At 63.1% G+C, this 16,070-nt stretch carries 13 protein-coding genes and 1 tRNA gene; 4 read left to right on the top strand and 10 right to left on the bottom strand.

Annotated features, from left to right (window positions below):
• The first annotated feature begins 296 nt into the window (after nucleotides 1–296).
• Nucleotides 297–578, top strand: coding sequence for a hypothetical protein (locus tag R3X27_RS12740; protein WP_317709241.1), 282 nt, complete (start codon nucleotides 297–299; stop codon nucleotides 576–578).
• 394 nt (nucleotides 579–972) lie between these two features.
• Entirely contained in the window at nucleotides 973–1,701 is a 729-nt protein-coding gene (locus tag R3X27_RS12735; RefSeq protein WP_317709240.1) for a lysophospholipid acyltransferase family protein, read from the top strand.
• Here the strand turns inward: R3X27_RS12735 and R3X27_RS12730 are convergent, their stop codons facing one another.
• Both R3X27_RS12730 and R3X27_RS12725 read right to left on the bottom strand, forming a co-directional pair.
• Nucleotides 1,702–1,941, bottom strand: coding sequence for an Lrp/AsnC ligand binding domain-containing protein (locus R3X27_RS12730; protein WP_317709239.1), 240 nt, complete (start codon nucleotides 1,939–1,941; stop codon nucleotides 1,702–1,704).
• A gap of 106 nt (nucleotides 1,942–2,047) precedes the next feature.
• A complete protein-coding gene (locus R3X27_RS12725) occupies nucleotides 2,048–4,924 on the bottom strand; it encodes a Hint domain-containing protein (RefSeq protein ID WP_317709238.1) in 2,877 nt (958 codons plus the stop codon).
• 152 nt (nucleotides 4,925–5,076) lie between these two features.
• On the opposite strand from R3X27_RS12725, the gene R3X27_RS12720 reads away from it, so the two are divergent.
• Nucleotides 5,077–6,291 carry an acyl-CoA dehydrogenase gene (locus tag R3X27_RS12720; protein WP_317709237.1) on the top strand — a complete coding sequence of 405 codons (1,215 nt, stop codon included), beginning with the start codon at nucleotides 5,077–5,079 and terminating at the stop codon, nucleotides 6,289–6,291.
• Nucleotides 6,292–6,408: 117 nt separating this feature from the next.
• Here R3X27_RS12720 and R3X27_RS12715 read toward each other — a convergent pair whose 3' ends face one another.
• Genes R3X27_RS12715 through R3X27_RS12695 form a run of 5 tightly spaced genes read right to left on the bottom strand, consistent with a single transcriptional unit; the run spans nucleotide 6,409 to nucleotide 10,969 of the window.
• Complete coding sequence (locus tag R3X27_RS12715) at nucleotides 6,409–6,708, bottom strand: DUF4387 family protein (RefSeq protein WP_317709236.1); 300 nt, start codon at nucleotides 6,706–6,708, stop codon at nucleotides 6,409–6,411.
• Nucleotides 6,705–8,054, bottom strand: coding sequence for an acyclic terpene utilization AtuA family protein (locus tag R3X27_RS12710; RefSeq protein WP_317709235.1), 1,350 nt, complete (start codon nucleotides 8,052–8,054; stop codon nucleotides 6,705–6,707). Before R3X27_RS12710 ends, R3X27_RS12715 begins: the two co-directional genes overlap by 4 nt.
• A complete protein-coding gene (locus R3X27_RS12705; RefSeq protein ID WP_317709234.1) occupies nucleotides 8,054–9,559 on the bottom strand; it encodes a tripartite tricarboxylate transporter permease in 1,506 nt (501 codons plus the stop codon). The genes R3X27_RS12710 and R3X27_RS12705 overlap by 1 nt, the downstream gene beginning before the upstream one ends.
• 10 nt (nucleotides 9,560–9,569) lie before the next feature.
• A complete protein-coding gene (locus tag R3X27_RS12700) occupies nucleotides 9,570–10,010 on the bottom strand; it encodes a tripartite tricarboxylate transporter TctB family protein (protein ID WP_317709233.1) in 441 nt (146 codons plus the stop codon).
• Nucleotides 10,010–10,969 (bottom strand): Bug family tripartite tricarboxylate transporter substrate binding protein, encoded by a 960-nt coding sequence (locus R3X27_RS12695; protein ID WP_317709232.1) that lies wholly within the window; start codon nucleotides 10,967–10,969, stop codon nucleotides 10,010–10,012. The genes R3X27_RS12700 and R3X27_RS12695 overlap by 1 nt, the downstream gene beginning before the upstream one ends.
• 634 nt (nucleotides 10,970–11,603) lie before the next feature.
• On the opposite strand from R3X27_RS12695, the gene R3X27_RS12690 reads away from it, so the two are divergent.
• Nucleotides 11,604–11,679 (top strand) — tRNA-Val (locus tag R3X27_RS12690).
• Between the two features lie 248 nt (nucleotides 11,680–11,927).
• On the opposite strand, the gene R3X27_RS12685 is transcribed toward R3X27_RS12690, so the two are convergent.
• The 3 genes from R3X27_RS12685 to R3X27_RS12675 form a co-directional block, all read right to left on the bottom strand.
• Entirely contained in the window at nucleotides 11,928–12,515 is a 588-nt protein-coding gene (locus R3X27_RS12685) for a VPLPA-CTERM sorting domain-containing protein (protein ID WP_317709231.1), read from the bottom strand.
• Between the two features lie 662 nt (nucleotides 12,516–13,177).
• Nucleotides 13,178–14,296 (bottom strand): GAF domain-containing protein, encoded by a 1,119-nt coding sequence (locus R3X27_RS12680; RefSeq protein WP_317709230.1) that lies wholly within the window; start codon nucleotides 14,294–14,296, stop codon nucleotides 13,178–13,180.
• 108 nt (nucleotides 14,297–14,404) lie between these two features.
• Nucleotides 14,405–15,961: an acetolactate synthase large subunit gene (locus R3X27_RS12675; protein ID WP_317709229.1), complete on the bottom strand. Its 1,557-nt coding sequence runs from the start codon at nucleotides 15,959–15,961 to the stop codon at nucleotides 14,405–14,407.
• Nucleotides 15,962–16,070 lie beyond the last annotated feature (109 nt).

The raw sequence follows: 16,070 nt of genomic DNA, 5'->3' as shown, positions 1-16,070 counted from the left end.
TTGATGTATTATTGGTCACACGCAAGCGCTGGATGCGCGTAGTCTTGTTTCGTGAAGCGGGAGAAAGACCATGCCCTTCCGAATACCTGCACCTAGCTGACAGCGCATGACGCGACGCCCCGGCCACCCGTGCCGCGGGCACGCATCCAGCCGCGCTTCATCTGGAAAAATACAAACAATACAAACGCTCCGCGATTGGAGCGCCCCCATCTTGAGCGGTCGGCTTCCTGCCCACGCCAGCCCTGCTGGCCGTGCCAGAGACGGAATGCCCGGACCGCACCGGAAAGGAAATCCTCGTGAAATTGACTGCGACCTCCGCCTTTGAGTTCGATCGGCTTCTAGCCTCCCTTCGCCACCTGCTGGACGAGACCGTCGACGCCAACGCCAAGGCGTGGATCACGTTTCGCAACGCGGTTTCGGACAGGGCCGCAACACGGGACGCAAAGAGGCACAAGGCACGGCTGTACCGCGAGACGATGGAGGCGTTGAACAAGCTCGACCAGGCCGACCTGGCCGACCTTCGTATGAGCCGGGCCGACTTCCACTTCCTGGCCAAGAGAAAAGCGGGAATGGACTGACCATGTCTGGCTCTGGTGGTCGCCGCGCCTGCCGGAGCCAATGCGCCTCCCGCCGGCGCGGCGCCCTCTTCCAGCGATGGGGGACCAAAGACCGAAATCCTGTAGCGACCTGCGAAGATTTGACAGGCGGTCGGTTCAGGCCGGGTATCTCCGATGACCGCCTTGTCTACAGAGACGTCGACCACATCGAGGAGGGAGAACGGATTCAGTTCTTTGCGGCATGCCCACCGGGATCCCGAGCAACTCCCGGGCTCCTCTCTTCATGATCGATCTGCGCTGTTGACAGAAAGTCGGATTCGCGGGACAGCAGCATCGGTCGCAGAACCGACCGACCGGTCCCGGGCTGCCGCCCCGTTTCCGCGCAACCTGCATGGCCCGGAAAAGAGACCTCCCCTTGCTGCATCTCCTCAAACGCTTGGCGCTTCTCGTCGTCGGGCCGCTGCTCTTTCTCTTCATCTGCCTTGCGCCGCATGTCTGCGAGCGCCGTCGCGGTTTCCGCGCGTGGTATTGGCGGCTGGTTCCGCGCGCTTGCGGCTGGCTGCTCTGGTTCCTCTCCATCCGGGTCGAGATCTCGCCCAAAGCCACAGCCCGCATGGCGCAGGACGAGAACTCCATCTTCGCGGTCAATCACCGCAGCCATCTCGACGGCTTCGCCCTGCTCTCCAACGTACCGAACGAGAAATGGGTGACCTTCGGCGCAAAGAAGGAGTTCTTTTCCAATTTCTTCGTCGGACGTGGTTTCCGTGCCGCCGGGCTTGTCTCCATCGACCGTGCTCGTGGCTCCGACGCGCTGCGCCACCTCGCCACAGCGGTGCGCGAGATGCCCCGCCGACGCTCGCTGATCCTCTTTCCGGAAGGCACGCGCAGCCACAGCGCCGGACTCGCGCCTTTCAAGGCCGGGGTGGTGATCGTGGCGCGGGAGGCGGAACGCAGCATCCGACCCGTCGTCATCGCCGGCTCCGACACGCTCCTGCCGCGCGACAGGAAACTGCCCAGCCCCGGTGTGATCCGGATCGACGTGCTGGAAAGCTTCCACTGCGATGATCAGGCCACCGTGGACGCGGATCTCCAGCGGCTCCAGTCAGCGATGTCTGATGCCTATGAGGCGCTGCTCACAGCCTGATCAGAAGGCCCGGAAGGTCATGGTCGTCAGGGTGCGATGCACATCCGGGATCGAGGCGACATGCGTGTTGATGAAATGGCCGACATCTTCGCCGTCGGGGATATAAAGCTTCAGCAGCAGGTCATATTCGCCCGATGTGGAAAAGAGCTCTGAATGGATCTCCCGAAGCGCGATTGCATCGGCCACCTCATAGGTCTTGCCGGGGGCGCATCTTATCTGGATGAAGACGCAATTGCTCATGTTCGGGCCCTTTCAGATCTGCTCGACACCGCGGCGGCATCGCCGAGCAGAGTAGCGCTTGTGGCAGGCGGCGCAATCGGAGGATTGCCGCGCCTCGGGCACCCGTTCAGGCGAATGCGCGTTGGGGCCGGAACTCGTCAACCGTGTGCCGGGAAATCTCGCGGCGACGCATCACGCGCCGTGCTGTCGGCCCGTAGAACCGCGCAACCTGGTCATGCTGGACCTGCTGGGATCCCAGACCGGGGAAGAGCACGCCGATTTCCGATATCGTTCTTCCGTCGAGCGTCGCAAGCGCCATCGGACCGGGGTAGAAGCTCTCGGAAGCCATGCCTTCGGTCAGCACGATCTGATGCCGTTCGAAGAGAAGGTGAATATAGCTCACCTCCCGCACACCACGCGCGACCCGGAAGCCCGGCCCGCCCTGCCGCGCCAGATGGGTTGCCCGCGCCATGCAAGGCTCTGCGCCGTCGGGTGTCGTGATCAGGCAATGCTGGGGCGAGACGAGAAGGTCGCGCCGATTGCCAAGCGCGCCGCATCGAATGCGGATCGGCATGAGATTGGGGTGTTGCAGCAACTCCCGCCGACTGAGCCGCCGCTGCCCGATCCACAGCACAGTTTGGGCGCCATTGTCGAGCGTCTGCACAAGATCGCCGGGCCGCAGCGTCTCGATCGGAACCTCGCCGCGCGGGGTCAGGATCATCGTGCCCGAGGTGAAACAGGGAATGCCCATCTGGTGCAGGGTCGGACGGTCCAGCGTGCAGGCATCCACGCCCTCGAGCGTCAGGCTCTCGCCCATCGGAAAGCTCAGGACGGCGTTGCCCGTCTCGTCTTCGCTCACCGTCACGTCGTCGAGATCGACCAGATTGCCATTGGCGTCGGTCAGTTCGGAGACATCGAGCTGGTCCAGCTCGGTGCCGTCCATGGTGAAATCGGTGATCGTCGCATGGCCGTCGCCATCGAGCACGGCGAAAATGTCATCGCCATCGCCGCCCGTCAGCGTGTCGTCACCCGCACCACCAACAAGCCGGTCATCGCCAGCCTCGCCCTTGAGCGTGTCATCCCCCGCGCCGCCAGAAATCGTATCGTCGCCGTCGCCACTGAAAATGCTGTCATCGCCCGCACCACCGGTAACGATGTCCGCTCCACCCAGTGTGTTCAGAATAATGCCCACACTCGAAGCGCTGGCATCGATCAGATCTGCGTTGTCGGTTGCCTGGATGATTTCGATCGAAGTGAAATCGCCGCTTGCCGCGAGGGGAATGACGTCGGCATCATAGTAGCTGGTTACGGCATAGCCAGCCATGAAAACCGATTCCGTACCGGTGCTGATCACGTTTCCGAATGCGTAGCTGCCGCTTCCGTCATCTGTGAACGTGACCGAGGCCCCTAGACCACTGTTGTCATCCTGCAGGACAAGCCAGTCATAGAAATAGTCATCGCCACCATCCACATCCGTCACGCCATCGCTTTGATGGACATTGAAGACATCGCCACCCGCGCCGCCATCAAGTTGGTTGGTGCCGGCGCCGCCGGTCAGCGTGTCGCTGCCTTCGCCCCCCGATATCTGGTCGTCGCCGTCGCCGCCCGTCAGCCTGTCGTCGCCGGCGCCTCCGTCGATCGTGATGTCGCTGTCCGCGACCGAGCCGTCGATCGTGTCGGCATAGTCCGTGCCGCGAATTGCTTCGATCTCTGTCAGGGTGCCGTATGTGGAGGTTCCCAGGAAACTGAAGTCAGCAGTTTCATCGCCCGTAAATGTGACCTCGACCCCTTGAGTGCTCCCATTGCTGGCGAAGATGGCGATGTCCTGGTCGTCAGTGTCCTCGCCGGCCGAGACAAATGCCCAATCATCTTCATCGGTGATCAGGAAGGTGTCGCTCCCGTCGCCGCCATGGAGCGAGTCGTATCCAGCTCCGGCAACAAGGGTGTCATCCCCTTCGCCGCCGACGATATTGTCGCTGCCCGCGCCGCCGATCAGGGTGTCGTTGCCCGCGTCGCCCACAAGAATGTCGTTGGCGTCTCCGCCCGAGAGCTCGTCATCGCCCTCGCCGCCGTAGATCACGTCAGCGCCCGATCCGCCGGTCACGATGTCATCGCCGCCATTTGCAAGGATCGTGACGCCGGAACTGGTGGCCGAGGCGTCGATCGTATCGGCATAATCCGTGCCGTTGATCTCTTCGGTTTCGCTGAACTCGCCAGTGGTGGAAGTTCCCTGGAAGTCGAAAGTGCCGGACTCGTCGCCGGTATACGTGACGTCGACGCCCTGGGTGCTAGACGTGCTGGAAAACGTGACGCTGTCCCCGTCGTCGCTGCCCTCGCCACCCTGTATGTAGGCATAATCGTCTTCGTCGGTGACAAGGATTTCGTCCTGCCCCTCACCGCCTAAAATACTGTCGCTTCCCGCGCCGCCGGTGAGGGTGTCGTCCCCCGCGCCGCCAATGATCTTATCGTCGCCGGACCCACCGATAATGGTGTCGTTGCCTTCACCGCCGTCGAGAATGTTGGTGCCGCTGCCGGTCGACCACTGGCCGATCAGGTCGTCCCCGTCGCCGCCCAGGACTGTGTCGTTGCCGTCGCCGAAGACGATGACATCGACCCCGAGCCCGCCATCGATCGTGTCGCTGCCTGTCGCATCGTAAATGCTCTGATCGGTGTCGATGATGACATCATTGCCATCCGTGCCTTCAATGCAGTCGTTTCCGGTCGTGCCCTCGATGGCCGCAGTATAGCTGGATACGGTCCCGGCTTCCGAGGGCGGGAAGCTGCCGTCATCCTCCGGGACGAAATAGACGCCGTCATCGCCCTGATAGAAGGTGCCGGTCACATCGCCCAGCGTGTTGGGATAGTTCACGATGCCGGTGCCCAGCGGAAAATGCTGTTCCGTGTCGATAGAGGCTGTCACCGCCCCATCGGAAATGCCGTCACCCGTGCTCAACCCGGACTCGTCGACATCCGAATAGAGATAATAGCCAGTCAGGACTGTCATCGCACACACCCAAGTTTTTCCCAATGACGACATTCGAGGCGAATTCTTAACAAAGATAGAAACTTCAAATTCGATGGATCCACCCCGGCCATGGAAGCCGCTGGCGTTTCGGCTTAAGCACGAGGGAAGAGGATATCGAGGGAAGAGACTCCATGGCTGCGAATACGCCCGAAACCGCCCGTACCCGGCCCGCCGACCTGGTCTGGGAGGATCCGTTCCTGCTGGAGGAACAGTTGAGCGAGGAAGAGCGGATGATCCGCGACACCGCGCAGGCCTATTGTCAGGACGGCCTCGCCTCACGGGTGCTGGAGGCCAACCGGCACGAGATCTTCCACCCCGAGATCATGACGGAGTTGGGCGCGCTCGGGCTTCTGGGCTGCACGATCCCGGAGGAATATGGCGGGGCGGGCGTGAACTATACCTCATACGGGCTGGTCGCACGCGAGGTGGAGCGCGTTGATTCCGGCTACCGTTCGGCGATGTCGGTGCAGAGCTCGCTGGTGATGCACCCGATCTTTGCCTACGGGGCGGAAGAGCAGCGGCGCAAATTCCTGCCCGCGCTGGCCAGCGGCGAGATGATCGGCTGCTTCGGCCTGACCGAGCCCGATCACGGCTCCGATCCGGGCGGGATGGTGACGCGGGCGAAGCCGGCCCCGGGCGGATATCTGTTGTCGGGCGCCAAGAACTGGATCACCAATTCCCCGATCGCCGATCTCTGCGTCGTCTGGGCCAAGTCCGCGGCGCATGGCGGCAAGATCAAGGGTTTCCTGCTGGAGCGCGGGATGAAGGGGCTGGAGACGCCGAAGATCGAGGGCAAGTTCTCCCTGCGCGCCTCTGTAACCGGCATGATCATGATGGACGAGGTCTTTGTGCCCGAAGAGAACCTGCTGCCGGAAATTTCCGGGCTTGCGGGGCCGTTCGGCTGCCTCAATCGGGCCCGCTACGGCATCGCCTGGGGCGCGCTTGGCGCGGCGGAGGCCTGCTGGCATCAGGCGCGGGATTACGTGCTGGATCGCAAGCAATTCGGCCGGCCGCTGGCGGCCAACCAGCTGATCCAGAAGAAGCTCGCCGACATGCAGACCGAGATCGCGCTCGGGCTTCAGGGCGTGTTGCGGCTCGGCCGCCTGATGGACGCACATCGCGCGCCGGGCGAGCTGGTCTCGATGATGAAGCGGAACAATTGCGGCAAGTCGCTGGCGATTGCCCGCGAGGCGCGGGATATGCTGGGCGGCAACGGGATCTCAGACGAATATGGCGTTATCCGCCATGTGATGAACCTCGAAGCCGTCAACACCTATGAGGGTACGCATGACATCCATGCGCTGATCCTGGGGCGTGCGCAGACGGGGATTCAGGCCTTCGTCTAAGGGACGCGTCGACGGCCCCGAAAGCGCCCACGCCATGCCGCGAAGGCAGATGAAAAGAGAAAGCCCGCCGCACGGATGCAGCGGGCTTTCCTGTCATTCCTCTCGGGCAGCGCCCGGTCAGACGTCAAGATCGCTCAGCAAGGCCGCGAAGGAGGCGCCATGCATGTCGCGGTCCAGCCGCGTGCCCTGTATCTGCGGGCGCGGCACGGAGAACTTGACCACGTTCAGGTCCTCGATGTCGAAGCGCTTGAGCAGCGTCGCATCGGCTTGAAGGATCGAGATGATCTGTTCCGTCTTCAGCGCGCCGGAGACGCGCTTGAACACCTCCGGAGAGCCACAGAAGATGTCGATGGTCAGCCAGAACGGACCCGCGTTTTTCGAGCGGATCTTGGTGACGGTGTCGGCCAGCCTGCTCATGCGCCAATCTCCACGGTTTCGAGAGTGAAAGCGTCCCATGGGTCCGCCAGTTCCAGCACATGGTTGAGGCAGAACTCGTAGACCACGCCCCGGTTCATCTCCGGCGGCGAGAAGGGGAAGGCGAAGGTCGGCATCTCTTCCTGTTCGGTCAGTGGGTGGTGGAGCAGGTAGGGATTGAGGATCTTTGCCACTTCGCGCGCCATCGCCTCCGTGTCGGCGGTGACGATGCCCAGAACCCCGACCTCGCTGCCGACCTGGGCGCCCGTGTCGAGCGCGCCGAGCGTCGCGTCGACGCCGATGAGCCGCATCTCGATCTCGAACCCGTCGCCGGCGCGCTCCTGCGCCTTGGCCGTGGCCTTGACGAGGATGTCATCGCACCACTCGCGCACATTCGCGACGTAGCGCGCGTCGCGCACCAGCGCCAGCGAGGCATATTGATAGCCCGCCTTGCGCGCGCCTTCGAGCTTCACGGTGTAGCGCTCCGAGGGCACCCATTTGGACCCGGTAACCCGCACCCGGCGGTCGTCCAGCGCGGTATAGGTGGCGCCGGTCACGTCAAGGTGCCCGCCGGGCTCGTAGAGCACGTAAGGATCGGAATTCTCGTAGAGCATATGGGCGGAGACGGTGTGCGGGGTGGCCCGTGCCTCCGGCCCCATCGGCGTCATCGTGAAGCCCTCTTCGTCGAAATCGATCAGGATCGTGCCCGAATTCGGCGAGGTCGTAGAGAGCGCGCCGCATTCGCCTATTTTGGCGCCGTGCCAGGCGCCGCCCGGATTGCAGCCGCGCGCGATCGGCAGCGCGGAGATGATCGCGGTGTCGGTGGTCCGGCCGGCGATGATGATATCGGCACCGGTTTCAAGCGCCGACTGGATATGCTCGGCGCCCGCGAGGGCAACGATATTGGTGCAGCTGTCGAGGGTCTCGTCCGAGATCTCCGGCGCGGCAACCAGAGGCGTGACCTTTCCGGCGGCAAGGGCTGCCTTGATCCGCTCGGCAGGCTGGCCGGATTTCAGCACCGCCAGCTTGAGCGTTTCGCCGGTTTCGGCCGCAATCTCGCGCGTGATGTCGACAAACCAGTCGACCGCATCATCGGCGCCGCAGGTCCCCGCGGTTCCGATCAGGAGCGGAACGCCAGCCTGGGCCCGCGCCGCCATGATCTCGCGCCATTCGGCCTTGACCGACCCGCGGGAGTATTTCGAGCTCCCCGTACCAAGGTAGTGGGGCCCACTGTCAGTGGACCCCCCATCGATGGCAATGATATCGGGTTTCTCGGCAATCCCGAGCGCGAGGGCGTTCCGGTCGTAACCGAGCCCGAGTGCGCCGGAAGGGATGAGAACCTTGACCATCAGTCTGTTATCCTCTGCGGTTTCTTGAGGATCTTGCGCAGGAACATCGGCGCGATGAAGCCCGCGACGGCCACGATCCAAAGGCCGATGGCGATGGGCGAAGAGAAGAGATAGGTGAAGTCCCCATCCGACAGCACCATGGCGCGGCGCAGTGAGTCCTCCATGTGACCGCCCAGCAGGATGCCGAGGATGATCGGCACGGTGGGAACGTCGAGCTTTCGCAACACGAAGCCGAGCGCACCAAAGGCCACCATCAAGAGCAGGTCGAAATAGCTGCCGGAAAGCGAGTAGATACCGACGAAGCTGACCATGGTCACGCCAGGCAGAAGCACCCAGGGCGGCACCATGAGGATCTTCACGAAGATCTTCACCATCGGCACGTTCATGATCAGCAGCACGATGTTGGCGATCAGCAGCGAGGCGATGAGACCCCAGACCACTTCCGGACGCTCGGTGAAGAGCGTGGGACCGGGCGTGATGTTCAGCGTCATGAGGAGCGCAAGCAGCACTGCCGTTGTGCCGGACCCCGGCACGCCGAGCGTCAGCATCGGCACCAGCGCCCCACCCGCGGCGGCATTGTTGCCCGCCTCCGGGGCCGCGATCCCCTTCGGAACCCCGGTTCCGAACTTGCCCTCTTCACCGGCGATGCTCTTCTCCGTCATGTAGCTCAGGAAGGAGCCGAGCGACGCGCCCGCGCCGGGCAGGACACCGGCGACAAAGCCGATGACCGAGCAGCGCAGCATGGTCCACTTGGTCTGGGCGATGTCTTTCCACGGGATCGAGACCTTCTCCAGCTTGACGCCGATGGAGGTGTTCTTGCCGTGGCTCTCGATGAAGAAGAAGACCTCGGAGATGGCGAAGAGACCGACGATGGCAACCAGGAAGTCAATGCCGTCGAAGAGATGCATGTTGCCGCCGGTCAGGCGCGGCAGGCCGGAATTGTTGTCGACGCCGATCATGGCGATGCCGAGGCCGATGCAGGACGCAACCGCCGCCTTGGCCTGGTTGTTCGAGGACATGCCGCCAAGCGTGGCAAAGGCCAGCATGTACAGGGCGAAATACTCCGCCGGGCCAAAGACGAACGCCACCCGCGCCAGAATCGGCGCCAGAAGCATAAGGCCGATGGTGGCCAGGAAAGCACCGACGAAGGAAGCGACACCCGAGAGTACGAGCGCGTCGCCTGCGCGGCCGCTCTTGGCCATCGGATAGCCGTCGAGCGTCGTCATCAGGGCGGGCTCGTCACCGGGGATGTTGAGCAGGATCGAGGAGATCCGGCCGCCATACATGGCGCCGTAATAGACCGCTGTCATGAGCACCAGCGCCGAGGTGGCGTCGAGCCCCATGGTGAAGGTGATCGGGATAAGGATGGCGACGCCATTCGAGGGGCCAAGCCCGGGAAGCGCGCCGACAATGGTGCCGATGAAACAGCCGACAACGGCCAGCATCAGCGTGAACGGCGACAGGGCAATGCCAAAGCCGATCGCGAGATTAGCAAACAGATCCATTATGTTGACCTCAACCCATCAGCATTTTCGGAAACGCGACAAGACCGAGGCCGAGCGCAAATTTGAACACCACGAACAGACCGAAGGAAAGGCCCACGCCCGCGAGCACGGCGGCTTTCGCCTTCGGTTGGATCTGGTAGGAGAGGAACCCCGCCGCGATGGCCGTGGGCAGAAGGAAACCCAGCGGCTTGAGCGCATAGGCGTAGCCGATCAGCACGACGGCCGAAGCGACGAGAGCGCCCAACGTGGCCAGTTCGGGCCATTCGGGGTCCGGGTCGGGCCTGATGGCGATGACCATGCCGCAGAGCGCTGCGACGGAACCGATGAGGATGGGGAAGGTGCGCGGGCCCACAGGGTCGGACATGAAGCCGGACTGGATCTGTGTGGCGCTGGCAATATATGCCAGCGCCACGAGGGTCACGACCGCACCGAAGATACGGTCAGATGCCATTACTGAATGACTCCCAGTTCACGGGACAGCGCTTCAACGTCGGCAACGACGCCATCGACATAGCCCTGGAAATCGGCGCCAACCTTGGTGAAGGGGGCAAGACCGTTGGCTTCCATGGCCGTGGCCCATTCGTCGCTTTCGGCAACCTTGGCCAGACGCTCGGCCCACATGTCGAAGGTTTCGTCGGACACGCCCTTGGGCACGTAGAGGCCACGCCAGTTCACGGCGACGACATCGATGCCCTGCTCCATGGCGGTCGGGATGTCATCGAAGCCCGGTACGCGCTCTTCCGTCAGCACGGCCAGAACACGGACGTCGCCAGACTTGATGAAGCCCACGACTTCGGACATGTCGCCCGACATCGCCTGGGTGAAGCCGCCCACTGTCTGGGTGATCGCGTCGGCACCGCCATCGGTCCCGATATACTTGACCTTGGTCACGTCCTCGACGCCGGCACGCTGAAGAACCATCAGCGGCTTGAGGTGGTCGAAGCCACCCACGGCGGACCCGCCGGCAAACGCGATGGATTTCGGATCGGCCTTCACGGCATCGAGCAGGTCGGTCAGCGACTGGAACTCGCTGTCCTTGCCGACGACGATGACGCCGGGATCGGCACCGATGGCGCCAACCCAACGAACCTGGTCGGCCTTCATGCCGGCATAGGCATTCTGGGCCAGACGGGTCGTGGTGGCCGAAGAGGCCGCTATGAAGAGCTCCTCGTCCTCGCCGCGTTCCGCGACGACGTGGTTATAGGCAAGGCCGCCGCCGGCTCCGGCCATGTTGGTTACCTGCACCGGTTTGTCCACGGCGCCGATGTCATACATGATCTTGCCGATCTGCCGGCAGGTGAAGTCCCAGCCGCCGCCCGGGTTGGCGGGGGCGATGCATTCCGCAGCCCAGACCGCCGAGGCGCTGAAGAGGACAGTAGCGGCAACGGTGCCGCGAAGGATGAATTTCATGATTACCTCCCAAGGGTCGATGAAAAGCGGTTCAACCCGCTGCTGCTCATAAAACGTGCAAAGCTGACACCATCCTGTCACCGGGTAAGGATTGTGCACGACAATCCGCCCCCGCGCATGAATGCGTCCCACCCGAGGCGCCGGCAGAGGCCACATCTCTGCCCTGACAAGGAGCGACCCAATCGCAAGACGAGGCGCTCGGGGCCCTACCCCTCCCCCCGCTCCTGTGCTCCCCGTGCCCACGCATCCCTGCGCATCACGTAGCTACGGGACTGATCCGACCCCCCAGCCTGACCTATATCTCCTGAACCGAAGCAGAGCGATTGCGAGAGACCGGATCGTCGGTCCGCGGAATGGGCTGGATAAGAGGGAAACCTCGACGCCGCTCCGCCGCAAGACCCATCCGGGATCGCCCGCTTCGATGCCCCGCGTTTCGCTCGTTTCGCGCGGGGCAGGAATTCGGCCAGACACCAGAGGTGTCCAGCCGCAACGCTGCACCACTCACGTGCAACCAGCCGCGCTTTATTGCGCGCGAGGGCGGTGGGCTCATGGGGATGGCCCGCCGCCCGCTTCCCCTGTCACAGGCAGGTCTTGCCATCCCCCCCAAGGACGGTCTATGACCGCCCTCGACGGCGGGTGATTAGCTCAGTTGGTAGAGCGCTTCGTTTACACCGAAGATGTCGGGAGTTCGAGCCTCTCATCACCCACCATATTTTTTTCACTGCGGATCAATGCCTTGCAAAGATCGGAACATCTGTTCTGCTCTTGGTCGACATGCTTCCGCTGCTCCGCTCGACACTCCATGCCCGCACGTGGCGTCGGAAACCATCATCCAGATGGACCAACAGTCAGTAATACGCTGACGATCAAACCGGACGTCCCGGATCAGACGCCCCAACGCCAGTCCAAACGAAAAGGGGACGCCGAAGCGCCCCCTTTGGTCAAATTGTGATATCCGTCAGGCTGATTTGCGCTTGCGCCGTGCGGCCAGGCCCAGACCGCCAAGGCCGAAGACCAGGAGTGGCAGGGAGGCGGGGAGCGGGATCGCACTGGTTTCAATCGTCACTTCATACGCGCCGGAATTGTCGGTGAAGATGCCATCATTCTCGCCGAGAAACAGAAATGCGCTGGCAACTGTCGGGACAACAAGTGTCGCCGACTTACCGACGAAAAAGGAATCGCCGATAGCGCTGATGGACGCGGATGTGGAACTCCACACACCGATCAAGGAATAGACCCGCAAGCCGTTAAAAATACTGCTATAACCGTCAGCATCTGTAGCGGTTGGACCCGCATCGACGACGGAACCGGTCGCGATACTCATCAACGGTCCCAGGGCGGCGAAGTTGATTGCACCGGAGCTGTCCGACACAGCCGAGACGTTGGTCCCTCTGCCCGTCATTGCGGCGGGGCCGTTCGAGGACCCCCAGTTTACATGGTAAAGGTTGTCCGTACCCAAAACGGTTGTTGTGATCGCCGCCACGGCAGTCTGTGCAGACAGCGCGCCGATAACGACCGCAGCGGCCGCCAGTAATTTAAGGTTCATAATTCGTCTCCGTTACTTCTTATTTAACGTCAACCAAGCTGTACCATCAAAAATTTACTTCACGTCAACGATGCTGTGCCGCCCAACCAAAATCAACGATTCTCTACATTTATTAGGCAATGACGACGCCCCCACACGCGCATTGCTCTCGTGTTGTCCGTCCTGGCCTTCGCCCGACGCGATCATTTGAGATGGGCTATCTTGCAGAGAAATCGGGCAGTCCCATCACACTGGAGCTGCCCAGAACGGCCTTTCGTCAGACCCTTGCCCACGTGGGGGACACCGCAACCAGGGTTCTCATTTGACCTCACCGCACAGCCGGGCAGCGGGCCACGTGTCAGGCTTTGGTTTCATGCGGGTGGGGCTCGAGAACAGATATGACCGGGGTATCACGATGACCCATAGGGACAGGTTAAATCGATATCCGAAGGAGAATAGATCCTGACCTCAGTTGGTGTCACTCTTCAGTGCGGACGCGCCGAGATCGGCAATGCGATGGAGAGATATACTGCGTCTCTTGCCATGTCGGCCGTAGCTGGACGAACATGCCGCCCCCGAGGCGCTGCACGTCGTTTCGCTGTCGCATTGCATGTTCCGAAATGGCGGCGGACTGTCATGCTCCGTTGCACCAAAGGCAACGACGCGCCGGGTCGAAATAACCGCTACATCTCCGCGCGCAGATCCAGAATGTATTGCAGCAGCGCACTCTCGGAGTATTTCAGCCGGTCGATCTGGGAGAATACCTCCAGCTGCGTAACGATGAACATGGCAATCATGCGAACCAGAGCGCCGTCCTGCTCCAGCGCGTCACTCTGAGCCGCATCCGAGGCGACGAATTCCAGCGTCCCGTAGGCCAGCCCCTCCAGCACCAGCGGCGCGCCGATGAAGCCGCTGGGCGGCTTGCCGTCAAAGGCGGGTCGATCAGCCAACCCGGCCTCGGCCGCGTCGTTGAACCAGACGATCTCCTGCCCAGACAGAAGATGAGCCGTCAGGCTACCGGTACTGTCCCGCTCGATCGGGGCAGTCGCCTCCCCACGCATGTCATGCTGGGCCAGGATCAGGGCATGGGAGCCATCCACGCGCGTCACGGCTGCCGCGGTCATGTTCAAGGCCTCGCAGCCGGCTGCGAGCATTGCCTGCAAACGCTGTTCGGAGGTCCGATCCGGCTCTGTGAAGGCCGCAACGATACTGTCGCGCAGCGCGGCCCGGCGCCGGGTTTGATCCAGCGTTTGCTCCACCTCGCGCTGCAGGTCCTGACGCGTCAGCAGCGCGGACCGCAGCGCCAGCGCATCGGTCACGCAATGGGCGAGATCCTCCATCACCGCGAGGTCCTCGTCGCACCACGGGCGCGGCGCTTCGTCGATGACGCAGAGCACCCCGAGCACCTCTCCCGTTGGCGCGAAGATCGGCGCGCCGAGATAGGCGTGATAGGGCAGTTCTTCGCGGTCCCGGAGCGCAGGGCCGAGCGGGTGGTTGTCCTTGTCCTCGACGGCCAGCGTGCTGCCATCCCGCAATACGAACTGGCTGAAGCTCTTCGACAACGGCAGAGCCCCGCTGCGTTCCCATGCTTCGGGAAGCCCGAGACCACTGACAAGCAATTGCCGTTCGACACCATCTTCGACAACAGCGATCAGCGCGGTGTTTACAGAGAACACCCGACGGGCAAGTCGGGTAATGTATTGAAGAGACCCCTGCCCCGACATGTCTCGCAAGCCGAGATCGTCAATGGACCAGATGGTTTGCGGGACCTCAAGATCCCCGGAGAACTGCAAGGCAGTCATTGTGCACTCAATGAATTCTATGAAGGAACGCCGTAGCTTGGCGCTCAAAACATTAACAAGCCATTAACGTGTCTTTGGCAGCCCTGTCCGCCCTGCCGCCCCGGCCCGTCAGGGCTGGCCGCAGGCGATTTCGATCAGGAAGGGGCCTCGCTTCGCCATCGCCCCGGCGAGCGCGTTAATGAGCGCGCCCGTCTCCTCGACCCGCACGGCCTCGACCCCATGACCGCGTGCCAATGCCACCCAGTCCAGTTCCGGACCCTCGACATTGAACATGCGTTCCGCGTTTCGCCCGACCTCGGTCACACCGACATTGGCCAGCTCGCCGCGCAGGATCTGGTAGCCGCGATTGGCGAAGATCAGCACGCAGATATCGAGCTCCTCCCGCGCCATGGTCCAGAGCGATTGCAACGTGTACATCGCCGAACCGTCGCCATTGGGGGCGATGACCTTGCGCTCCGGGCAGGCCACCGCGGCGCCAACGGCCAGCGGCAGCGACGCGCCGATTGCGCCGCCGGGATTGTAGAACAGGTCGTGGCGGGCGGCTTGGCGCAGCGGCCCGAGCAGCGCCGCGCCGGCAGTAACCGCCTCGTTGACGATGATCGCGCCCTCGGGCATCACCGCGGCCAGGGCCTCGCCCACGCAGTCCGGCGTCAGTGGCGCCGACGGGTTGGGCGCTTCGGATGGAAGGCGGTCGATCAGGCGCGGCGCGGCCTCCCCTGCCCCGACCGCCTCGGCCAGGGCCTCCAGCGTCCAGGCAATATCCATCTGAGGGGTGCAGAGCGGCAGCATCCGGCAATCCGGGGCCTCGGGCGTCGAGGGCCGGTCGGGATAGGCAAAGAAGGCGACGGGCTGGCCCGCGCCCACGAAGACCATGTGTTTGACGTCTCGCAGGATCTCGACATTCTCCAACACCGGATAATGCAGGCATTCGATATCGACCGCGCCAGCCCCCCGCTCGATGCGCGAAACGAAGAGATCGGCCATAAGGCGGCACCCTGTTCGCGCGGAGATGCGGCCGGCGAGCTGCGCCAATGGGCCATGCAGGGCCGCCCCCCCGACGAAGAGCGCCGCTCCCGGCGCGGTGAGCGCCTCTGCGGCGCCAGCGATCTGGTCCGGTCGCGGACGATGCAGCTTGACCGGAGCCAGCGGCGCGGCCGGGCCGTCCGCCTCTTCCCAGGCAGTGTTCGCAGGCAACACGAGCGTTGCGATCTGGCCATTGCGCGCTTGTGCTGCGCGGATCGCCTCGGCCCCGTCGGGCGCCACGGAGCGCGCATCCATCGAGACCCGCACCCAGTCCGAAACAGACCGGGTCACGCCCTCGATATCGCCCTTGAGCGGCGCGTCGTAGCGCAGGTGGTAATCGGCATGTTCGCCGACGACATTGATCATCCCGGAATGGCCCTTCCGGGCGTTATGGACATTGGCATAGCCATTGCCGAAGCCCGGCGCGAGATGCAGCAGGGTGGCCGCCGGCTTGCCGGTCATGCGGAAATAGCCATCCGCCGCGCCGGTAACTCCGCCCTCGAAGAGGCTGAGAATGCAGCGCATTTCGGGATGGGTGTCGAGCGCGGCGACGAAATGCATCTCCGATGTCCCGGGATTGGCAAAGCAGACATCGACCCCACCTGCCAGAAAAGTCTTCACCAGGGTTTCCGCACCGTTCATCTCACTGCCTCCGTCGCACCGATCCGACGCCCGTCGCCATGCCGGCCGGACTCGGGGCGCAGTCAATCACAGGGCGCTGGAAGGTGCACTACGATTTTGCGCGCGGGAA

This window comes from Tropicimonas sp. TH_r6, from assembly GCF_033101155.1.
GTDB lineage: Bacteria > Pseudomonadota > Alphaproteobacteria > Rhodobacterales > Rhodobacteraceae > Tropicimonas.
The sequence above is the reverse complement of the archived record's forward strand: the minus strand, read 5'-3'. Positions and strand labels throughout refer to the sequence as shown.